This window comes from Bradyrhizobium symbiodeficiens (assembly GCF_002266465.3).
In the GTDB taxonomy this organism is placed as follows: Bacteria; Pseudomonadota; Alphaproteobacteria; order Rhizobiales; family Xanthobacteraceae; genus Bradyrhizobium; species Bradyrhizobium symbiodeficiens.
Map to the genome: position 1 here is coordinate 2,884,457 of NZ_CP029427.2, position 19,880 is coordinate 2,904,336.

Here is a 19,880-nt window from a genome sequence, read left to right on the forward strand (position 1 = left end):
CAAGAGACCATCAAGGGACCGCCGAGGATCGGGAGAAACACATGTCCAAGGACGCCAAGCCGGCGCATAAGCGCATCGATCAGTTCTTCTCCGGTCCCGGCAGCCGTGCGGACGAATGGCGCGACCTCGTGGAGGCCGCAAAGGTCTGGGCTCGTGTGGGCAATCGCGCGGTCTACGATGCGGCCCTGGCCGAACTCTCGGTGACTGAGGAGTTCTACGGCTATCCCGGCCTGCATCTGATGGCGGCATTGCGGGAGGCCGCGTCCGCAAGCGATGGGGCAACGTCGTTGGCCCTTGCGACGCGGATTACTCAGGCACTGGCGACCCGATCTTTCCGTCAGCATGCCGGCGACTGGAGCGCGACGGATGATGGTAATGGCGAGGCGCTCGAGCTGGTGCCACCGATGTTCAGTGCGCACACGGCACGCCGCCCCTATTTCGAAACCCTGATCGTGACCGGCGTGTCGTCAAGTCAGTGGCCCGCGCTCGCCGCCGAATGGCGCAAGTTGCGGCGTCCGATCGATGGCTTCATCTATGAGCCCGTCATCGTCGGCAGCCTGGAAGACGCATTCTGCGCGACCATGCTCAATCCCAATATCGCGGCCGTCATCATCAACGAAGGCTTCGGGCTGCGCTCCCGCCACAACGCACCCGTGCTGCGCTCGATCACGGCTTCGGCCGGCCTCAACGACGAGTCCGACGCCTCTGCGCTCCGGCTCGCCCAGATCATCAAGCGCGTCCGTCCCGAACTCGATCTCTACATGATCTCGAACCGCGACGTCGAGGAGTTGGCTGGAAATCCCGAAGCCAACGTCGTTCGCCGTATCTTCTACTCCGTCGAGGAGCTCCTCGAGCTGCATCTGTCCATTCTCGAAGGAATTCAGGATCGCTACGACACCCCGTTCTTCGACAATCTGAAGAAATACGCCCAGCGTCCGATCGGCACGTTCCATGCGTTGCCGATCGCCCGCGGAAAGTCGATCTTCAAGTCCGACTGGATCCGCGACATGGGCGAATTCTACGGACCGAACCTGTTCCTGGCCGAGAGCAGCGCCACCACGGGCGGCCTCGACAGCATGCTGGAGCCGACCGGCAACATCAAGAAGGCGCAGGAGAAGGCGGCAAGGGCACTCGGCGCCGATCGGGTCTTCTTCGTCACCAACGGCACCTCGACATCGAACAAGATGGCGGTCCAGGCGCTGCTCGCGCCGGGCGACATCGCGATCGTCGATCGCAACTGCCACAAGTCGCACCACTACGGAATGGTTCTGGCCGGTGCGCAGCCGCTTTATGTCGAAGCCTTCCCGATGACGGAATACTCGATGTACGGCGCAGTTCCGCTGAAGACGATCAAGCAGGCTCTGCTCGGCGCCAAGGCCGACGGCCGGCTCGACCGCGTCAAGATGGTCGACCTCACCAACTGCACCTTCGACGGCCACATCTACAACACCCGCCGGGTGATGGAAGAATGTCTCGCGATCAAGCCGGATCTGATCTTCCTGTGGGACGAAGCCTGGTTCGGCTTCGCGCGCTTCTCGCCGTTCCTGCGACGCCGCACGGCCATGGGCGCTGCCAACGACATCGAGGTGTGGATGCACGATCCGAAGTCGATCGCGGCCTATGAGAAGCAGCAGGCCGAACTCGGCAAGAATCCGTCGGACGAGTTGCTGCTCAAGACCCGGCTCATTCCCGATCCCAGGCAGATCCGTCTGCGCGTCTACCAGACCAATTCGACCCACAAGTCGATGTCGGCGATCCGGCAGGGATCTATGCTCTCGGTCAAGGACGTCGAATTCCACACGGTCGAGCAGCAGTTCAAGGAAGCCGTATTCACCCACGCGTCCACCAGCCCGAACCAGCAACTGATCGCCAGCCTCGATATCTCGCGGCGGCAGATGGAGCTGGAGGGGTATGGCCTCGTCGCCAATGCCATCGAGATTGCGTTTGCCATACGCAACGCGGTCAACAACAATCCGTTGATCTCAAGATACTTCCGCATACTCGGCGCCGACGCCATGGTGCCGGCGCAGTATCGCCAGAGCGGCTTCACCGACTATCTCGCGGCCGGCGTGAACTGGGCAAATACGCTCAAGAGCCTGGACGAGGACGAGTTCTGCCTCGATCCGACCCGCATGACGCTGGTGTGCGGCACGGCCGGTTTCGACGGCACGCAGTTCAAGGGCATCCTGGCCAACGAGTACAATATCCAGGTCAACAAGACCTCGCGCAACTCGGTCCTGGTCCAATCCAACATCAATAACACCCGAAGCGACGTCGCGCATCTCATCCGCGTCCTCGCCGAGATCGCGGGTGAAGTCGACCGCGGGCTGACGCAGGGCGGCGCCAATGCCAAAAAGACGTTCGAGGCCCGGGTCAAGAGCCTGATGACCGACGTGCCCGACCTGCCGAACTTCTCGCATTTCCACCCGAGCTTCCGCGGCGATGCCGGTGCAAAGACCAACGAAGGCGATATCCGCACCGGCTTCTATGCGGCTTATGACGCCGCGGGTTGCGAACATATCCGCCTCGACGATCCCGAGATCGATCGCCGGCTGAAGGCTGGTCCCGAGCTTGTCTCGGCCAATTTCGTCATCCCGTATCCGCCGGGCTTCCCGATCATGGTGCCGGGACAGGTTATCACCCAGGAGACCATCGACTTCATGCGCAAGCTCGATGTGAAGGAAATCCACGGCTACGACGCCAAGGAAGGGCTGAAGCTCGTACGTGCCGAAGCCTTGGCGAAGATCGGCCGGCCCAAGCCCGGCGCCACGCCGAAGCTGAAGGCCGCATCATAAATAGGGGACGATCATGCAGGGCTTTTTCACGTTCTTGCAGCAGAATCCATATCTGCTGCTGTTCTTCGTCGTTGGCCTTGCCGTCTGGATCGGACGAGCCAGCATCAAGGGCTATGGCCTCGGCATGGTCGCCGGCGCCATCGTGGTCGGCGCCGGCTTGGCGGTGTGGTCCTCAAGCTACGGCGTGAAGCTCGAGCTCAACAATTTCGCCAAGAGCCTGTTCTACTACCTCTTCATGTATGGCGTAGGTTTGCGCGTCGGGCCGTCCTTCATCAACAGTCTGAAGGGCGACGGCATCAAATTCGTGTTCCTGGCGATGGTGTCGAGTATCCTCGGTCTCGCGCTCGTTGTCATCTTTGCAAAGCTCTTCGACCTCCCGACCGGCGCCGCCGGCGGCATGCTGGCGGGTTCGCAGACCATGTCAGCCGCGATCGGCTCGGCCGAGCAGGCCATTACCTCAGGTGTCGTGAAGCTTCCCGCAGGGATGAAAGCCGAAGACGCGACCGGCATGATCGCACTGTCCTATGGCATCACCTATATCTGGGGCACCGTCGGCATCATCCTGATCTGCAAGTACCTGCCGCGCTGGTGGGGTGTCGACGCGAAAGCGGCGGCGAAGCAGTATGAGAAGGAATTCGGCGTCAAGGATCTCGAAGGCGGCGGGCTGACTGGTTATCGACAGTTCGGCTTGCGCGCCTACCGGCTCGAAAATCCGGCCCAGGTCGGCATGAGCATCGCCAAATTCCGCTCGATCCATCCGGAATACCGGATCGTCAACGTGGCGCGTGGCGGCGAGCCTCAGGGAGCCGATCCCGAGTTCGTGCTGCTAAAGGGCGACGTCGTTGCGCTTGGCGGTGCAACCGAGCACCTGACCGACAAGATGGGCTTGATCGGCCCCGAAGTTGCCGACGCCACGGCGCTCGGCATTCCCATGGACCAGGCGGACATCCTCGTCACCAACAAGGAGATGGTTGGACGGACCTTCGAATCCTTCCGCGAGACGGCGATTGCTGGCCAGTTGCAGGTCACCAAGGTCGAGCGTGGTGGTGTGCCGCTTGCCGCGGGTCTCAAGACCGAATTGCAGCGGATGGACATAGTCTCGGTGGTCGGCCTCAAGTCGGCCGTCAACGAGCTCGGCGAGATGTGGGGACGCATTGCGCGGACCAATACGTCGACGGACTTGTTGACACTCGCCGTGGGCATGATCATCGGTTTCCTGATCGGGATGATCGAATTTCCGGCCTTCGGCGCCAAGATCGGCCTCGGCAATGCCGGCGGATTGCTGCTGTCAGGCGTGATCGTCTCATCGCTGGTCTCCCGGCTGCGTTTCTTCGGCAATACGCCAAACGCGGCGCGCAACGTGCTGGAGGATCTCGGTCTCGTGGTCTTCGTCGCCATCGTCGGAGTCAATGCCGGCGCCGGATTATTGGCACAGCTCACGGGTGCGGTCGCGCTGAAGATTTTCATCGCAGGCTTCATCGCGTGCACGATCCCCCCGTTCATCGTCTGGGCGATCGGCTTTCACGTCTTCAAGATCAATCCGGCTGTGTTGATGGGCGGCGTTGCCGGTGCGCGGTCTCATTCCGGTCCGTGCCGCGAGGCCGCGGTGGAAATCCAGAGCTCCGTGCCCTGGATCGGGTTCCCGGTCGGCTACGCCGTGTCGGGCATCCTGCTCACCGTGTTCGGCTACTTCGCAATGATTCTTGCACAATGATCAAGAAAGGGAAGAAAGTCATGAAGAAACTTGCCGCCGGCGCCGCCCTGCTTGCCTCGATTGCGGCCCTGACCGGTCTCAGCACGCCGTTGCGTGCCGAGACGGGCGAGGTCGCCGTCGTCTTCACCAAGGGCGGCTTCATCGTCGGTGTCGGTGGCGGCGAGGGTGTTCTGCTCCTCAGGGGCAAGAAATATCCCTTCACCGTCTCCGGCATGAGCGTCGGCCTCACGGTCGGGGCGTCGACCTCGAAGTTCGTCGGCCGCGCCCTCAATCTGAAAGGGCCGGCCTCCATCGAAGGCTCTTATGCGGTGGGTGGAGCGGGCGGAGCCGTCGCCGCAGGCGCCGGTGCCGTTCAGTTGCAGAACGGCAACGGCGTGATCCTTCAGCTCAGTGGTCCGAGAGTCGGCGCGGAAGTATCGGCGGCGGTGGGTGGCGTCACCATCCGCCTGAAATAGACCCCAACGGTTGGGCCGCCATCAACGCGCGGCCCAACCCTGCTCAGTATCGTTGCTCGACGAACTTCATTCCGCGCAAGCTGGCTTGGTCGTTGTAGCGCCCTTTGTGGGACCGCGGCGGCAGCTTGACCTTCTGCCGCGCGACCTTCTTGTAAGGGATGACCCTCAGGATGTGCGAGATGACGTTGAGACGGGCTCGTCGCTTGTCGTCGGAGCGGATCAGTCGCCATGGCGCGTGCTTCGTGTCGGTGGCCTCGAACATCATGTCGCGCGCCCGCGAATAATCGTACCAGCGCCCGAAAGACTGAGTGTCCATCGGGCTCAGCTTCCACTGCCGCAGCGGGTCCTCGATTCGCGCCTTGAAGCGGAGCTCCTGCTCGTCCATCCCGACCTCGAGCCACAGCTTGATCAGGATGATGCCGGCGTCGACGGCGAACTTCTCGACCAGCGGACACAGTTCCAGGAACCTCTTGTGCTCGATGGGTGTGCAGAAGCCCATGACATATTCAACGCCGGCGCGGTTGTACCAGCTGCGGTCGAAGATCACGATTTCGCCGGCCGCCGGGAATTGCTCGATATAGCGCTGCATGAACAGCTGGGATTTTTGCCGGTCGGAGGGGGCGGGCAGGGCGCAGACACGGAAGACGCGTGGGCTGACCTTTTCGGTCAATGCCTTGATGGTACCGCCCTTGCCGGCGGCGTCGCGCCCCTCGAAGATGATGATCACCTTCAGTTTCTTGGATTTGACCCATTCCTGGAGGTGACAGAGCTCGACCTGAAGCTTTTCAAGCTTCTTCTCGTAGTCCTTCCGCTTCATCCGTTCCGTGGTCACGTCCTTGGCCATGCCGGTCCTTTCGCTGCTCCGCTCGTCGATCGTCCCGGAATCAATCGTCCCGAGATTCAGTCGTCCCAAGATTCAGTCGTCCCACGAGATGGTCACGCCGATATCGCCCGGCACACCGCCGGGGAAATCGATGATCTGGTAGGCGATGCGATAGCCGCGCGGCTTCAGATAGTCGGTCCAGAGCTGGAAGATCTCCTTGGGGATGCCGGTCAGCGTGGTCTCCCAACCCTTTTCCATCTGGTTGATGGCGCGCCCCTTGTCGGTGCAGAGCGAGTTGGGGAAGCGATAGACCAGCACCTCAGTCAGGCCGTTTCGCACTGCACGCTGGATGATGGTCGAGGCGAGTTTGATCTTCTCCTCCTCGCTCTTGCCGGAGGGTTTGCTGAGCCGCTCGATCAGCGCGCGCTTCTCGGCTTCGGCCGCGGCGGCGAGGCGGACATACTCCTCGGCCTTCTCGGCCTCCTTGAGGGCGGCTTCCTTGCGGATCTGGGCGGCGTTTGGGATGAGGTCGTCGAGACCGGCCATGGCTTGCGTCTCCTGCTTGTTCTGGCTCCGCTTTCGTGAAACGCTAGATGCAGTGTCGGCCGTACCCTTGATTCAAATCAAGCAAGCCCGTGCCGGGACAGTTCCTCTTTTGCGATGATTGATCCGAACTCAGCCTATCCAGGAGAGTGAACGTTGAGCGACCAGCTTCATCCGATGGCCCCCCATCATCTGCCGTTCTATCTCGCGCCGGGAAGTGGGACGGACGTGCTGATGGTCGTGATGGGAATCTTCCTGGTCGGCACCTTGCTCTGGGTCGGTACGCTCTACTGGAAGCTGCACAGCCTGCCCGAGCGAATGGCGCACAAGTCGCAGAAGCTGCAGTTCGAGATCGTGGCCGTACTGGGCATCATCTCGCTTTTTACGCACATGCATATTTTTTGGGTCGCAGGGCTCCTGCTGGCGATGATCGACTTGCCAGATTTCGGCACGCCGCTGCGCAGTATCGCAGGCTCGGTCGAAAGGATCGCCGACGCCGCGCCCGCCGAGGGTGGCGCGCCCGAACTACCTAGCTTGCCGCCGGTCGAGAAGCCGATCCCCAAGGGGAAGGAGGCCAGCCATGCTTGAGCTCATGTTCTGCTCCCTTCTGACCATCCTGCCGGACTACCTCTACCGCCGCTACGGCCAGGGCAAGCGCTTCGGGAAGGAGATCACCTTCTTTTCCATCTGGTACGAGCTGCGATGGGGCATCACCGGCTGTCTGATGCTCACCGTGTCCCTGATCACGATGATCTTCTATTTCCATCCGGCGACGAATTCGGCGGCAATGTACTTCCGGACGGTGCCGATTCTACCCGAGGGTTCTGGGCGCGTCTCCGAGGTCAAGGTCAGCTACAGCCAATCGGTGAAGAAGGGCGACGTCCTGTTCACGCTGGACAGTTCGAGACAGCAGGCCGCTCTGGAAACGGCCAGGAGCAAGGTGGCCGAGGTCGATGCTTCGCTGATTTCGGCGCGATCCGACATCGTCAAGGCCGAAGCCCAGCTGGAGGAGGCGAAATCCTCCTATCAGCAGGCCAAGGACGAACTTGAGGTGAAATCCGAGCTGCAGCGTCGCAATCCCGGCATCGTGCCGCAGCGTGACATCGAGAAGTTGCAAGTGGTGGTCAACGGACGGCAAGCCGGTATCGACGCCGCGAACGCCACCCGGGAATCCGCGTCTTTGCGCGTCTCCACGCTGCTTCCTGCGGAGAAGGCCAGCGCCTCGGCCGCGATGGCGCAGGCACAGGTCGATCTCGACAAGACCTTCGTTCGCGCCGGCGTCGACGGGCGGGTCGAACAGTTCCTCGTTCGGCCTGGCGATCTCGTTGCCCAGATCATGCGACCAGCCGGCGTGTTGATCCCGGAGGACGCCGGCAAGGGTAGGCTGCAGGCCGGGTTTGGGCAGATTGAAGCGGGGGTGATGAAGGTAGGGATGGTCGCGGAAGCGACCTGCATCTCCAAGCCGTGGGTGATCATCCCGCTCGTTGTCACCGATGTGCAGGATTACATCGCCGCCGGCCAGGTCCAGGCTGGCCAGGAATTGATTGAACTTCAGAATACACGGAAGCCGGGTTCGATACTCGCCTTCCTGGAGCCGCTCTACAAAGGCGGCCTCGATGGCGTGACGCCTGGGAGCAGCTGCATCGTCAACGCCTATACCGGCAATCACGAGGAGATCTCGGCGAAGGAGACCAGCACCGGCCGGGCCATTGCCTTGCATGTCGTTGACGGCGTCGGGCTGGTGCATGCGATGCTGCTCCGCATCCAGGCGCTGCTGCTGCCGATCAAGACGCTGGTGCTGAGCGGGCACTGAGCCGTGACGCCGCTCCCGGGCTGTCGCAGCGATGCAATTCCCGCTGGAATTGTCGCGACAGCAGTTGCTGCAGCTGCAAGGATGGAGCATGAGCGGACGCACGTCCATCTCCAAGGTCAGGCCAGGGGCCGTGCCGGCGCTGTTCTGTATTGCGCTGCTTTTCGCCGTGTGCCTGTCGGCCGGGCGAGTTGGTGCAGTCGAGCGGAGCCTCCGCGGCGAGCTGAAGCGCGTCCTAATTTTGCATTCCTTCGGCCGTGATTTTCTGCCGTGGAGCGAGTATGCGCGCGACATCAAAGCCAAGCTCGAACGGGAATCGCCCTGGCCACTCGACATCCAGGAACACGCGCTGCTCACCGCGCGTTTCAATAGTCCCGGTCCCGAGGCGCCTTTCGTCGAATATCTGCAGTCGCTGTACGAGGAAGCGAAGCCCGACATCGTATTGAGCATCGGCGCGCCTGCAGCCCGGTTTGCACAGAAATACCGCGGAAGACTGTTCCCTGACGCGCCGCTGATTCTCTCCGCGGTCGAGCATCGGCTGATCAATCGCGCCGATCTCGGCGATAACGACGTCGTCGTGGCGGTCCGCAACGATTTCATGGCCGCGTTCGGCAATATCCTTCAGATCTTGCCTGACACAAAGTCGGTCGCGATCGTGATCGGTGCCTCGCCGCTGGAGAAGTTCTGGGTCGAGGAGGTCAAGCGGGAACTGCAGCCTTTGGGTGAGAGGATTGAGCTGGTCTGGTACTCGGACTTGTCGTTCGAGGAAATCCTCAAGCGCGCAGCAAGGCTGCCGCCGCACACCGCGCTGTTCTGGGGACTGATGTCAGTCGATGCGGCCGGAGTCGTCCACGAGAGCGACATCGCCCTGCGCAGCCTCTACGCAGCAGCGAATGTCCCGATCTTCTCCTACCAGGAGCCGTTCTTCGGTGACGGCCCCGTCGGGGGGCCGATGCTTATGATCGAGGAAACGAGTTCCAGGACCGTCAGTGCAGCGATCGGCATTCTCGGCGGCACGAAACCAGCGAGCATCAGCTATGATCCGATCGGATTCGCCGCCCCAAGATATGATTGGCGCCAATTGCAGCGTTGGGGCATCAGCGAGAGCCGCTTGCCTCGCGGCAGCGAAATCGTGTTTCGCGAACAGAGCATCTGGGAGCGCTATCGCTGGCAGATGCTGCTCATTGCGTCCGTCATTCTGGTGCAGAGCGGCCTGATCAATGGGATGCTGCATGAGCGCCGTCGACGCCAGATGGCCGAGGTCGAGTCCCTCCAGCGCCTGGCCGAGCTCGCTCACGCCAACCGCTATTCGGCCGTTGGCGAGTTGACCACGTCGATCGCCCATGAATTGAACCAGCCGCTCGGCTCCATCCTGACCAACGCCGAGACCGCGGAGCTCATGCTGAAGGCCGCTTCGCCCGACATGAACGAGATCCGGCAGATTCTTGCGGACATCAGACGTGACGATCAGCGGGCGAGCGAAGTCATCCGCAGGCTGCGCAGTATCCTGAAAAAGACGCCGTTCGAGGTCAGGGACATCGAGCTCAACGATATGGTCCAGGAAGCGATTGGCCTTGTGCGGGCCGTCGCCGACGGACGCCGGATCAAGTTGATCTACACGCCTGTCCTGGCTGACCTGCGCGCCAGAGGCGATCCGATCCAGCTTCAGCAGGTCGTTCTCAACCTGATCATCAACGCGATGGATGCGATCTTCGACGCAGATCCCGGAGAACGCCAGGTCAGCGTCTCGACCCAGCGCGTCGGTAACGAAGCGGAGGTCCAGGTCTCCGATACCGGTCCCGGAATTGCCGCCTCTGACCTCGCGAACGTGTTTACTCCGTTCTTCACGACCAAGCCGCAGGGCATGGGCATGGGGCTCGCGATCGTCAAGACCATCGTTGAGGCCCATCACGGCACGATCTCTGCCGTAAACCAGGCCGCGGGCGGGGCGCTCTTCACGATCCGGCTCCCGATCGTCCGCTAACAGACGATGTAGGCGCCAATGCCCCTGGATACACATGCCGGGCCGCCTGCCGATGGGCGCCGGATTGATCGCCTGACAGTTTACTCTCGCGCTGCAGCAGCCGCGACGTCCTCGTTTCTTTGATCTCGATCAACAAACGTCTGCGCCTGGGCCCGATCGTCCCACACTGGACGTGCAAGGGAGAGTGCAATGTTTCGCTGCGGCAAGACCTTGTTGGCGCTTGCGCTCGTCATGGCGACATCGTTCGCCGCAACGGCGCAAACCAACACGACGCCTGCTGCCCAGCCTCCGCAAGCACAACCGGCTACTCCGGAGGCGCCGCCGGCCGAGCTTCTGAAGCCGGAGCAGCTTGAGGCCTTGGTGGCGCCGATCGCGCTCTATCCGGACGAGCTCCTTGCCAACGTGCTCGCCGCCTCAACCTATCCGTTGGAGGTGGTGCAGGCCGACCGCTGGCTGAAGGAGCGCAAGACCCTGAAGGGCGATGCGCTGAAGACGGAGGTCGAGAAGCAGGCCTGGGATGACAGCGTCAAGGCGCTGGCCAGCACCGCCGACGTATTGACCATGATGAGCGACAAGCTCGAATGGACCAAAAAGCTCGGCGATGCCTTCCTTGCCCAGCAGCCCGATGTGATGGACGCGATCCAGCGGCTGCGCAACAAGGCCTATGACAACAAGAAGCTGGTTACGACCAAGCAGCAGAAGGTCAGTGTCCAATCTCAGGAGGGCAAGCAGGTCGTCGTGATCCAGCAGGCCGACCCCTCGGCGATGTACGTGCCATATTACGATCCGGCGACGGTTTATGGCAGCTGGCCCTATGCGGAGTATCCGCCGTATTATTGGGGCTACCCGTCCTATATCGGTGCCGGCGTGGTCGCGGCCGGCATCGCCTTCGGCACGGCCTGGGCGATCGGGCGCTGGGGCAATTACTGGGGCGGCGGCTGCAATTGGGGCAATCGCAATGTCTACGTCAATCATCGCACCACCAACATCGCCAACGGCTGGCAGCACAATCCGGCGCATCGCCAGGGCGTTCGCTACAACAACAGCAATGTTCAGCAGCGCTTTGGGAACAACAACCTGAAGGCGGGTGCGTCGGACCGGATGGATTTCCGAGGCCGTGACGGCAATCAGGTGCTGCGTCCCGATCAGGGCGCAGGAGACCGCGCAGGCGATCGTGCAGGAGATCGTGCTGGTGATCGCGCGGGTGACCGCGGCGATCGGCCGGGCGGTGGTGATCGCGCTGGTGCCGGGGATCGCGCCAAGGGCGGAGGCGACCGCGCCAAGGGCGCCAACAAGGGGGGTGGGGATCGCGCAAAGGCCGCCAACCGCCCCAGCGGCGGTGCGGCCAACCGCGGTGGTGGCGGCAATCGCGGTGGCGCGATGAACGTCTCCTCCGGCCGGTCGGCAGCCGCAGCGTCTGCACGCGGACGATCCAGCATGGCGAGCGTGCCGCGCGGTGGTGGCGGCGGACCGAGCATGGCCGGCCGCAGCGGAGGTGGGGGAATGGCGACGCGCGGTGGCGGAGGTGGCGGCCGCGGAGGTGGCGGCGGCGGCCGGCGTTCCGACATCGCATTGAAGCATGATGTCGTCCTGCTCGGTCATCTCGCCAACGGCCTCGGCTACTACCGCTTCAGCTATATCGGCAGTGACAAGACCTATGTCGGCGTCATGGCACAGGAGGTTGAGCGGGTGGCGCCCGATGCTGTGACGCGCGGCAGCGACGGCTATCTGCGGGTCTACTACGACAAGCTCGGGTTGAGATTCCGATCCTACGGTGACTGGCTCGCCAATGGCGCAAGGATCCCCGTGGAGGAATTGCCATGATCGGCTTGAAGTTACTCCGTCGCGCCGTTCTGCCGGGCATCGTGGCGCTGACTCTCATCACCGCGGCCCGTGCGCAGCAGTCCTATCCGACGCCGGAGGACGCCGCCTCGGCACTCGCGGCGGCGGCCAAGAGCGGTCCCCGTGACGTTTTGAAAGTGCTCGGAAAAGCGGGTGATGACATCGTGTCGTCGGGCGACGCAGTCGCCGACGCCGATATCCGCGCCCGCTTCGTCTCGATGTACGACGCCAAGCACGCGATCAAGGCGGAGGGCAACAAGAAGGCGACGCTCGTGCTCGGGCCTGACGATTTCCCGTTCCCGATTCCCCTCGTCAACACCAAGGCAGGCTGGGAGTTCGACACCGACGAGGGACGGATCGAAGTGCTGCGCCGTCGCATCGGCCGTAACGAGCTCGATGCGATCCAGACCGCGCTCGCCTATGTCGACGCGCAGAACGAATATGCCGACAAAGATCGCGGCGAAGGCGCCGGCATCTACGCGCAGCGCTTCCTCTCCACGTCCGGCAAGAAAGACGGCCTGTTCTGGCGCGACGACAGCGACCCGAGTCCGCTTGGTCCCTTGGTCGCGGAGGCTTCAGCCGAGGGCTATAAACCGGGAGAAAGGCTTGCGCCGTATCACGGCTATTACTTCCGCATCCTGAAGGGGCAGGGTTCCGACGCGCCCGGCGGCGCGCTCAATTATGTCGTCAAGGGCAAGATGATCGGCGGCTTCGGGCTGATCGCCTGGCCCGCCGAGTACGGCAATTCCGGTGTGATGACGTTCGTGGTGAACCATGCCGGCACCGTCTACGAGAAGGATCTGGGGGCGAGAACCGATTTCATCGCACCGCGCACGACCTTGTTCGATCCCGACCAGACTTGGAAGAAAGCCGATGCCGCAAAGCCTTGAATGGATCACGGCGTCGCGGCTGCGCGTCGGCGGCCCGATCGCAGTGGTGGTGCTGGCACTGAGCTCCGCACTGCCGGTTACGCCATCATTCGCGCAAGCCGCCGGTCACGTGCGCGCCAAGATCGTCAAGGCGGGTCTCCTCGTCGGCGGTGGCGTCGGAAGCGGCGTGCTGACCTATCGGGGCAATAAGTATCCCTTCAAAGTCACGGGCATGAGCTTCGGCATCACCGCCGGTGCAACGATCGGCCGGCTCGACGGCTGGGCCTCGAATATCCGGGAGGTCGGCGACTTCGCCGGCACCTACAGCTCCGTCGGGGGCGGCTTCGCTTTGGTCGGGGGCATCAACGGCGTCCACCTGCGCAACGAGAAGGGGGTGACGATCGTGATGCAGGGGCCGAAAGCGGGCCTCGAGCTTGCTGCCAACATCAGCCAGATCATGATCTCGCTGAGATAGCGCACGTCAGCGGCAGATGTCGTCGCAAATGATGACGCCGCAGCCTTCTTCGCGCGCGTCCCCGACGAATCGTCCTGCGGCATTTTGACCGCACCGATTTTGAATCATCAAAGCGTATTTGAACCGTTCCAGACATTCTCCCGTCGGTCGCTGATGATCGAGGCATTCTAAGCCGCAGCGCACGCATTTGCGTTGCCGTCACGATAGCGTCTTCCTAAAGAAGCGATGCAGATCGCTGGCATTCGAATGTTGCTGCCAAGATGAAGGCAGTGAATGCGCGTGCGCGTCTGCAGGGCAGTTGATCGACGGGCCATACGTGCGGCCGAGTTCGGATATGAGGAACTGCTCTTCGATCCATGGTCGTTGCTGGCCAAGCGCGGAGCCGCTTCACGGCGGCCTGCGCGCTATTGATGAAGGACTTGCTGGGAATGCTGCGTGCAGGTGGGGTTGGGACGGTGGCGCGGTTTGCTGCGGCGCTGCTGGGTGGAGTGGCGTTGCTCACGTGGTTCGAATTGCCTGCGCGATCCCAAACATCACAAGGGGGCAGCTCTCTTCCTCCCGTGACCGTCGAGGCGCCGACGAAGCCGTCGGCCCGCCGTGCGCCAACCAGGCGAAACGACGCCCGGGTCCGATCGACCTCACGGCGCGCCCCGCAAGCTCAAACCGTCACCGTGCAATCGCAGCCCGGTGTCGTCCCCGCCTTTGCGGGCGGCCAGGTCGCTCAAGGCGCGCGGCTGGGAATGCTCGGCAATACCAACACCATGAAGTCACCGTTCAGCGTGACGAGCTACACCGACAAGTTCATTCGGGATCAGCAGGCGGCAACGGGTGCGGACGCCTTGATCCTCGATCCGTCCGTGCGGAGTTCCCACCCGACGGGCGGTATCGTTGAGTCCTTCAACATACGCGGTTTCCCGATCAATGAAGGCAACAACGGTGAATTCGCCTTCGAGGGCCTTTACGGAATCGCACCGACATATCGGATCTTCACGGACTACGTCGAGCGCATCGAAGTGCTCAAAGGTCCGTCGGCCGCGCTCTCGGGCATGGCGCCCAATGGCGGCGTTGGCGGCGTCATCAATGTCGTGCCCAAGCGCGCGGAAGAGGATCTGACCCGCCTGACAGCGAGCTACGGCTCGACCGCACGCTTCGGTGGTCACTGGGATGTTGCGAGACGCTATGGCGACGGCAAGGAATGGGGCGTACGCGCCAGCGGGGGCCTCCGCGGCGGCGATACGCCCATCGATCGCCAATCCGAAACGACGGGTGTCGGATCGCTGGCGCTGGACTACCGGGGCGAACGGTTCAGATCCTGGCTCTATCTGATCGCGCAGACCGATCGATTCGACGCTCCCTCACGTCCCTTTTTGATGGCTCCCGGCCTGCAGGTGCCAAAAGCGCCGGACGGCCGGTTGAACGTGACCCAACCCTGGGAATGGTCACGCATCAACGACCAATCTGCCTTGCTGCGGACCGAGTACGACGTCAGCGATCAGGTCACTCTGTTTGCGGATGTCGGTGGTGCCAAGACCAATGTCGAACGGTTCTTCGGTCTTCCAACCATCGTCAACACAAGCGGCGATACGACCTCTACGCCCCAGTACTTCGGCCTCAGCATCGATCGAACCACATATGATGGCGGCTTTCGCGCCCGCTTCGACACCGGCTTCGTCCATCATGCGCTCGCCGTTCAGGCCTCGGTCTATCAGGACGCACTGTACCGGCGCCTGACGAATGGCAGTCCGGTCACCTCGAATGTCTACAATCCGACCGTCGCGCCGACCCAGTTCGCCAACGAGATCAGCGATCGTCCCCGGCTCTCGGACAGCGAACTCACGGGGCTTTCGATTGCCGACACCTTGTCCGTGCTCGACGAGCGGGTCCTTCTGACCCTCGGTGTCCGGCGCCAGGGCATCGAAGCCAACAACTATCTCTCCAATATCGGAACGCTGACGTCGTCTTACGACAAGAGCGCCGTGACCCCGGTGGTTGGTCTCGTCGTCCGTCCCCTGGAGCATGTCTCGCTGTACGCGAACTATGTCGAAGGTCTCGCGCGCGGCGACGTGGCTCCCCAGACAGCGTCCAATTTCGGCGAAGTGCTGCAGCCCTACGTCGCGAAACAGTACGAGGCCGGTGTCAAGGTGGAGTTCGGCCGGATCGCAACCACCTTCAGCGCGTTCGAGATATCGAAGGCGAGCGGCGAGCTGTCCGCCGGGCGTTTCGCGGCGACAGGCGAACAACGAGTCCGCGGGCTCGAGTTCAACGTCTACGGCGAGCTCATGCCGGATGTTCGTGTCCTTGGAGGCATCTCGCTGCTGGATGGCACCCTGACGAAGACCGCCGTCGCGGCCAATGTAGGCAATACGCCGATCGGCGTTCCGAATATTCAGGCCAATATTGGCATGGAGTGGGACCTCCCGTGGATGAGGAACCTCACTTTGAATGGAGCCGTGATCTACACAGGCAGGCAATTCGTGGACGCCGCGAACAAGCAGCCAATTCCGGAGTGGACGCGGCTCGATCTCGGCGCCCGTTACACCACGGCGATCAGCGGCAGGAAGACGGTTTTCCGTGCAAACATCCAGAATGTGACCGGTGAGAGCTACTGGTCCAGTGTGGCGTCGTTCGGAACGTTCTTCCTGGGGGCGCCACGGACATATCTGCTGTCGATGACCGTGGATATGTAGTCGCTGTACCTGCACTTGGGGCAACCGCTCCCGGGCGCTATTGCGGGAGCGATCGTTGAGAAGCCGGCGACAGCAGCATGCGCATGACCATCGTGTGCGGACCTGTCAATTTGGTCGTCACAGTGGATAGTTGCTTGCCAACAGAGGCGCCGCAGCTCGCTCCGGCCCGGTGAGGTCACGCCAAAAATGTCTCCATTGAATCAATGAGGTGACTTCCATTTCCGGGTGCCTTTCGGCCGCAGGACCGAAATTGGCGCGGCTCTTGCTCTTGCTAGTATGAGGGTTCTTGATAAACGTCATACTGCGGGATCAGGTGAATGGAGCAAGCGGTGAGGCGGACTTTGCGGGCGGTCGAGCCCGGAACGGTGGTGCTGTTCGGGGGGCTGATCGCGGCCAACATCGCCGCCTGGGCCTGGGCCTTCGCGTCGTTCGGCGACCGGCCGACGGTTCTGGCGACCGCGCTGCTGGCCTGGGTATTCGGCCTGCGCCATGCCGTCGATGCCGATCACATCGCCGCCATCGACAACGTCGTGCGCAAATTGATGCAGGCGGATGGCGCGCCACACAGTGTCGGCCTCTATTTTGCGCTCGGCCATTCCACCGTCGTCGTGGTCGCGACTATCTTGCTTGCGCTTGGCGTGGTGAGCTTCGGCGGCGACAGCCTGCTCAAGGAAATCGGCGGCCTCATCGGCACCTCGGTGTCGGCGGTTTTCCTGCTCGTGATCGCGGCCATCAATCTCGTCATCTTCGCTGGCTTGTGGCGGACGTTTCGCGCGGCACGGGAGCAGGGCGTTCACGACGCCGAGGGACTCGAGCGGCTGCTCGCCCATCGAGGCTTCCTCGCGCGACTGCTCGGACCGCTGTTCCGCCTGGTCACAAAGCCCTGGCACATGTATCCGCTCGGCTTCCTGTTCGGGCTCGGCTTCGACACGGCGACCGAGATCGGCCTGCTCAGCATCTCCGCAACCGAGGCCGCGCGCGGCGCCTCCATTGCCGACGTGCTGGTCTTCCCAGCGCTGTTCGCGTCGGGCATGGCGCTGGTCGACACGGCCGACTCCGCACTGATGGTCAGCGCCTATCGATGGGCCTTCGTCGATCCCATGCGAAAGCTCTGGTACAACCTCACGATCACCGGCGCCTCCGTGGCAGTCGCGCTGTTCATTGGCGGCATCGAAGCGCTTGGCTTGGCGGCCGACCGGCTCGGCCTGTCCGGGGGCGTGTGGACGCTGGTCGATGGTCTCAACGAATCGCTCGCCAATGTCGGCTTCGCGGTGATCGCGCTGTTTGCGATCGCCTGGCTCGTCTCGGTCGTGCTCTATCGTCGCCTCTTCGAGGGTGACCGGCGCCGGTCCGCCACGAAAGCCCTGGCATGCGCCGATGCGACCGAAGCGGCGTAAGCCCGGTCGTCGCGGCAGCGCCCTGACGGCACTCTCGGCCCTGGTGCTGCTGGCGGATGACGGCTGCGCTCTCGCGCAGAGCAGCGACACCTCGCGCGAACTGCCGCCAATCGAGGTCGGTGGCGGCGAGACGGCAGGGCGCAAGAAGCCGGTCGCATCCCGCCGCACCGGCAGGCCGTCCTCGAACGGCCACCGCATCCCTGTATATCCGGCAGCGTCACAAGCGTCGGATGCGCGCAGCGTCGCCTCGGGTGCGAAGAGCCAGCCCAGCATGGCGAGCGAGCTCACCGTCTCGGGCGAGGAGATCAATGCACGCCCCTTCACGCGGCCGGGCGAAGCGCTCGAAGCCGTGCCGGGTCTCATCGTGACGCAGCATTCCGGCGAAGGCAAAGCCAACCAGTATTTTCTGCGCGGATATAATCTTGATCATGGGACCGACCTTGCGATCACCGTCGACGGTGTTCCGGTCAACATGCGCACCCACGCGCACGGCCAGGGCTATGCCGATCTCAACTGGCTGATCCCGGAGACCATCGCCGCAGTGGACGTGCGCAAGGGGCCGTATTTTGCCGACGAAGGCGATTTCGCCTCGGTCGGCAGCGTCCATATCGGCCTGATCGACCGCACCAGAGCGCTCGCGCAAGTAAGCGTGGGCGGCTTCGGCTACCGCCGCCTACTCGGCATGGACTCCGCGAAGCTCGGCGACGGCGCGCTGCTCGTGGCCGGCGAGGTCGGGACCTACAACGGCCCGTGGGATAATCCTGACAACGTACGGAAACTCAACGGCCTCGTGCGCTACAGCCAGGGCACCGCGACCGACGGCGTCTCCGTCACCGGCATGGCTTACGTCAACAAATGGAATGCGACCGACCAGGTGCCGCAGCGCGCGATCGCCTCCGGCTTTCTCGATCGCTTCGGCTCGGAAGATCCGAGCGATGGCGGCAACACCAACCGCTTCGCGCTCTCCGGCCGCATCGCGCAGAGTGACGATCTCGGCTCATGGAAAGCCAACGCCTATGTCGTGAAGAGCCAGCTCGACCTCTTCAACAATTTCACCTACTTCCTCAGCGATCCCGTGCTCGGCGACCAGTTCCACCAGCACGACGACCGTCTGATGGCAGGCGCGAACGTTTCGCGCACGCTGAACGGTTCGTTCGTCGGCTTGCCGATGCAGACCACCGTGGGCCTGCAGTCGCGCTATGATGCGATCGATCTCGCGCTTACCAACACCTTCCAGCGCGGCTTCCTTGCCAACATCCGCAGCGACAAGGTCGGGGAGGGCAGCGTCGGCGTCTATGCCGAAAACACGGTGCGCTGGACGGACTGGCTGAGGACGACGGTGGGCTGGCGTGGCGACTATTATTCCGCCGACGTCACGTCGCGGTTCAATGCCAGCAATACCGGCCGCGCCGACGCTGCGCTCGGCAGCCCGAAATTCAGGATGGTGCTCGGTCCGTTCACCCAGACCGAGTTCTTCTTCGGCGCCGGCTATGGCATGCACTCCAACGACGCCCGCGGCGCGACCACGACGGAAGACCCCCGCGATCCCGCGACGAGGCTCACGCCGTCGCCGCTCCTGGTGCGCACCAAGGGTGCGGAGGTCGGCGTGCGCAGCAGGATCGTTCCCGGCCTGGACAGCTCACTCAGCCTCTTCATGCTGGATCAGGATTCCGAAATCCTGTTCTCCGGCGATGCCGGCGACACCTCGGCGACCCGCGCCAGCCGCCGCTACGGCTTCGAATGGACCAATCACTACCGGCCGCGGTCCTGGATCGACATCGACGCCGATCTCGCGATGACCCATGCGCGCTTTCGCGGCTATGACAGCGAGCAGGCGGAGGTTTATGCCTCGCTCGCCGGCTACCCCGAGGCGCAGATCGGCAACGCACCCGGCAACTACATTCCGAACGCGCCTGCAATGGTGGCATCGGCCGGCATCACGCTCGGCGAGAAGACCGGCTGGTTCGGCACCTTGCGCTGGCGCTATCTGGCGTCGAGTCCTCTGACGGAGGACAACACATTCCGCTCCTCCGCGACCAGCATCTTCAACGGCCGCCTCGGCTATCGCATCGACAATGGCTGGCGCCTTCAGCTCGACGTGCTCAACCTCCTCAACACGAAGGCCAACCAGATCAGCTATGCCTATGGCTCGCTGCTCAAGACCGACACGCTCTATAATCTCTGCACAGCGGGCACCGCTCCGGCTTCAGTCTGTCAGAACGGCGTGATGGACTACGTGCTGCACCCCGTCGAGCCCCTGACGTTCCGCCTCACGATCGCCGGGACGTTTTAGGTTTGCTCGGGTCGCGGTGCGACGACGGACTGTCGCCGGGCCGCCTCGGCGCCCTGGTCCAGGGCATTCGGCTGTACGCGCCGCGTTTCTCAGACGCGAGCCTGCGCCCCTCTTTCCGAAGCTGGAGAAGAGGTCATACGACTGGCTTGTCGGCTTTCTGCCTGACTGCGTGACGTACGAGCCGACGGTGCGG

Annotated in this window: 14 protein-coding genes; 12 read left to right on the top strand and 2 right to left on the bottom strand. The window is 63.0% G+C overall.

The features are described 5' to 3' along the window. The first annotated feature begins 41 nt into the window (after window positions 1-41). Genes CIT39_RS13120 through CIT39_RS13130 form a run of 3 tightly spaced genes read left to right on the top strand, consistent with a single transcriptional unit; the run spans window position 42 to window position 4,964 of the window. On the top strand, window positions 42-2,795 hold the full coding sequence (locus CIT39_RS13120; protein ID WP_094974913.1) for a decarboxylase: 2,754 nt from the start codon (window positions 42-44) through the stop codon (window positions 2,793-2,795). A 13-nt stretch (window positions 2,796-2,808) separates the two neighbouring features. Then, the gene (locus tag CIT39_RS13125) at window positions 2,809-4,509 is read left to right on the top strand and encodes an aspartate:alanine exchanger family transporter (protein WP_094974912.1); all 1,701 of its coding nucleotides are present in this window, start codon (window positions 2,809-2,811) and stop codon (window positions 4,507-4,509) included. A 20-nt stretch (window positions 4,510-4,529) separates the two neighbouring features. Further along, on the top strand, window positions 4,530-4,964 hold the full coding sequence (locus tag CIT39_RS13130) for a hypothetical protein (protein ID WP_094975118.1): 435 nt from the start codon (window positions 4,530-4,532) through the stop codon (window positions 4,962-4,964). Window positions 4,965-5,007: 43 nt separating this feature from the next. On the opposite strand, the gene ppk2 is transcribed toward CIT39_RS13130, so the two are convergent. Both ppk2 and CIT39_RS13140 read right to left on the bottom strand, forming a co-directional pair. After that, entirely contained in the window at window positions 5,008-5,808 is an 801-nt protein-coding gene (gene ppk2 / locus CIT39_RS13135; protein ID WP_094974911.1) for a polyphosphate kinase 2, read from the bottom strand. 72 nt (window positions 5,809-5,880) lie between these two features. Beyond that, window positions 5,881-6,333: a hypothetical protein gene (locus tag CIT39_RS13140; RefSeq protein ID WP_094974910.1), complete on the bottom strand. Its 453-nt coding sequence runs from the start codon at window positions 6,331-6,333 to the stop codon at window positions 5,881-5,883. 174 nt (window positions 6,334-6,507) lie between these two features. On the opposite strand from CIT39_RS13140, the gene CIT39_RS13145 reads away from it, so the two are divergent. The 9 genes from CIT39_RS13145 to CIT39_RS13185 all read left to right on the top strand — a co-directional run bounded on the left by CIT39_RS13145 (window position 6,508) and on the right by CIT39_RS13185 (window position 19,687). After that, complete coding sequence (locus CIT39_RS13145) at window positions 6,508-6,918, top strand: hypothetical protein (RefSeq protein ID WP_094975117.1); 411 nt, start codon at window positions 6,508-6,510, stop codon at window positions 6,916-6,918. After that, the gene (locus CIT39_RS13150) at window positions 6,911-8,143 is read left to right on the top strand and encodes an HlyD family secretion protein (RefSeq protein ID WP_094974909.1); all 1,233 of its coding nucleotides are present in this window, start codon (window positions 6,911-6,913) and stop codon (window positions 8,141-8,143) included. Before CIT39_RS13145 ends, CIT39_RS13150 begins: the two co-directional genes overlap by 8 nt. Before the next feature lie 88 nt (window positions 8,144-8,231). Continuing rightward, on the top strand, window positions 8,232-10,124 hold the full coding sequence (locus CIT39_RS13155; RefSeq protein WP_094975116.1) for a sensor histidine kinase: 1,893 nt from the start codon (window positions 8,232-8,234) through the stop codon (window positions 10,122-10,124). Window positions 10,125-10,313: 189 nt separating this feature from the next. After that, window positions 10,314-11,948: a DUF3300 domain-containing protein gene (locus tag CIT39_RS13160; protein ID WP_094974908.1), complete on the top strand. Its 1,635-nt coding sequence runs from the start codon at window positions 10,314-10,316 to the stop codon at window positions 11,946-11,948. Next, window positions 11,945-12,856 (top strand): DUF2950 domain-containing protein, encoded by a 912-nt coding sequence (locus tag CIT39_RS13165; protein WP_094974907.1) that lies wholly within the window; start codon window positions 11,945-11,947, stop codon window positions 12,854-12,856. Before CIT39_RS13160 ends, CIT39_RS13165 begins: the two co-directional genes overlap by 4 nt. Then, a complete protein-coding gene (locus CIT39_RS13170) occupies window positions 12,840-13,310 on the top strand; it encodes a hypothetical protein (protein WP_094974906.1) in 471 nt (156 codons plus the stop codon). The genes CIT39_RS13165 and CIT39_RS13170 overlap by 17 nt, the downstream gene beginning before the upstream one ends. Window positions 13,311-13,666: 356 nt before the next feature. After that, the gene (locus CIT39_RS13175) at window positions 13,667-15,997 is read left to right on the top strand and encodes a TonB-dependent receptor (RefSeq protein ID WP_094974905.1); all 2,331 of its coding nucleotides are present in this window, start codon (window positions 13,667-13,669) and stop codon (window positions 15,995-15,997) included. 317 nt (window positions 15,998-16,314) lie between these two features. Then, a complete protein-coding gene (locus CIT39_RS13180) occupies window positions 16,315-17,394 on the top strand; it encodes a HoxN/HupN/NixA family nickel/cobalt transporter (protein ID WP_094974904.1) in 1,080 nt (359 codons plus the stop codon). Beyond that, on the top strand, window positions 17,375-19,687 hold the full coding sequence (locus tag CIT39_RS13185) for a TonB-dependent receptor (protein ID WP_094975115.1): 2,313 nt from the start codon (window positions 17,375-17,377) through the stop codon (window positions 19,685-19,687). Before CIT39_RS13180 ends, CIT39_RS13185 begins: the two co-directional genes overlap by 20 nt. The last annotated feature ends 193 nt before the right edge of the window (window positions 19,688-19,880 follow it).

What these genes read in the sequence shown, in the direction of transcription:
- CIT39_RS13120 (WP_094974913.1), top strand. Translation starts at nt 42, where the DNA reads ATGTCCAAGGACGCCAAGCCGGCGCATAAGCGCATCGATCAGTTCTTC.
- CIT39_RS13125 (WP_094974912.1), top strand. Translation starts at nt 2,809, where the DNA reads ATGCAGGGCTTTTTCACGTTCTTGCAGCAGAATCCATATCTGCTGCTG.
- CIT39_RS13130 (WP_094975118.1), top strand. Translation starts at nt 4,530, where the DNA reads ATGAAGAAACTTGCCGCCGGCGCCGCCCTGCTTGCCTCGATTGCGGCC.
- ppk2 (WP_094974911.1), bottom strand. Translation starts at nt 5,808, where the DNA reads ATGGCCAAGGACGTGACCACGGAACGGATGAAGCGGAAGGACTACGAG.
- CIT39_RS13140 (WP_094974910.1), bottom strand. Translation starts at nt 6,333, where the DNA reads ATGGCCGGTCTCGACGACCTCATCCCAAACGCCGCCCAGATCCGCAAG.
- CIT39_RS13145 (WP_094975117.1), top strand. Translation starts at nt 6,508, where the DNA reads ATGGCCCCCCATCATCTGCCGTTCTATCTCGCGCCGGGAAGTGGGACG.
- CIT39_RS13150 (WP_094974909.1), top strand. Translation starts at nt 6,911, where the DNA reads ATGCTTGAGCTCATGTTCTGCTCCCTTCTGACCATCCTGCCGGACTAC.
- CIT39_RS13155 (WP_094975116.1), top strand. Translation starts at nt 8,232, where the DNA reads ATGAGCGGACGCACGTCCATCTCCAAGGTCAGGCCAGGGGCCGTGCCG.
- CIT39_RS13160 (WP_094974908.1), top strand. Translation starts at nt 10,314, where the DNA reads ATGTTTCGCTGCGGCAAGACCTTGTTGGCGCTTGCGCTCGTCATGGCG.
- CIT39_RS13165 (WP_094974907.1), top strand. Translation starts at nt 11,945, where the DNA reads ATGATCGGCTTGAAGTTACTCCGTCGCGCCGTTCTGCCGGGCATCGTG.
- CIT39_RS13170 (WP_094974906.1), top strand. Translation starts at nt 12,840, where the DNA reads ATGCCGCAAAGCCTTGAATGGATCACGGCGTCGCGGCTGCGCGTCGGC.
- CIT39_RS13175 (WP_094974905.1), top strand. Translation starts at nt 13,667, where the DNA reads ATGGTCGTTGCTGGCCAAGCGCGGAGCCGCTTCACGGCGGCCTGCGCG.
- CIT39_RS13180 (WP_094974904.1), top strand. Translation starts at nt 16,315, where the DNA reads ATGGAGCAAGCGGTGAGGCGGACTTTGCGGGCGGTCGAGCCCGGAACG.
- CIT39_RS13185 (WP_094975115.1), top strand. Translation starts at nt 17,375, where the DNA reads ATGCGACCGAAGCGGCGTAAGCCCGGTCGTCGCGGCAGCGCCCTGACG.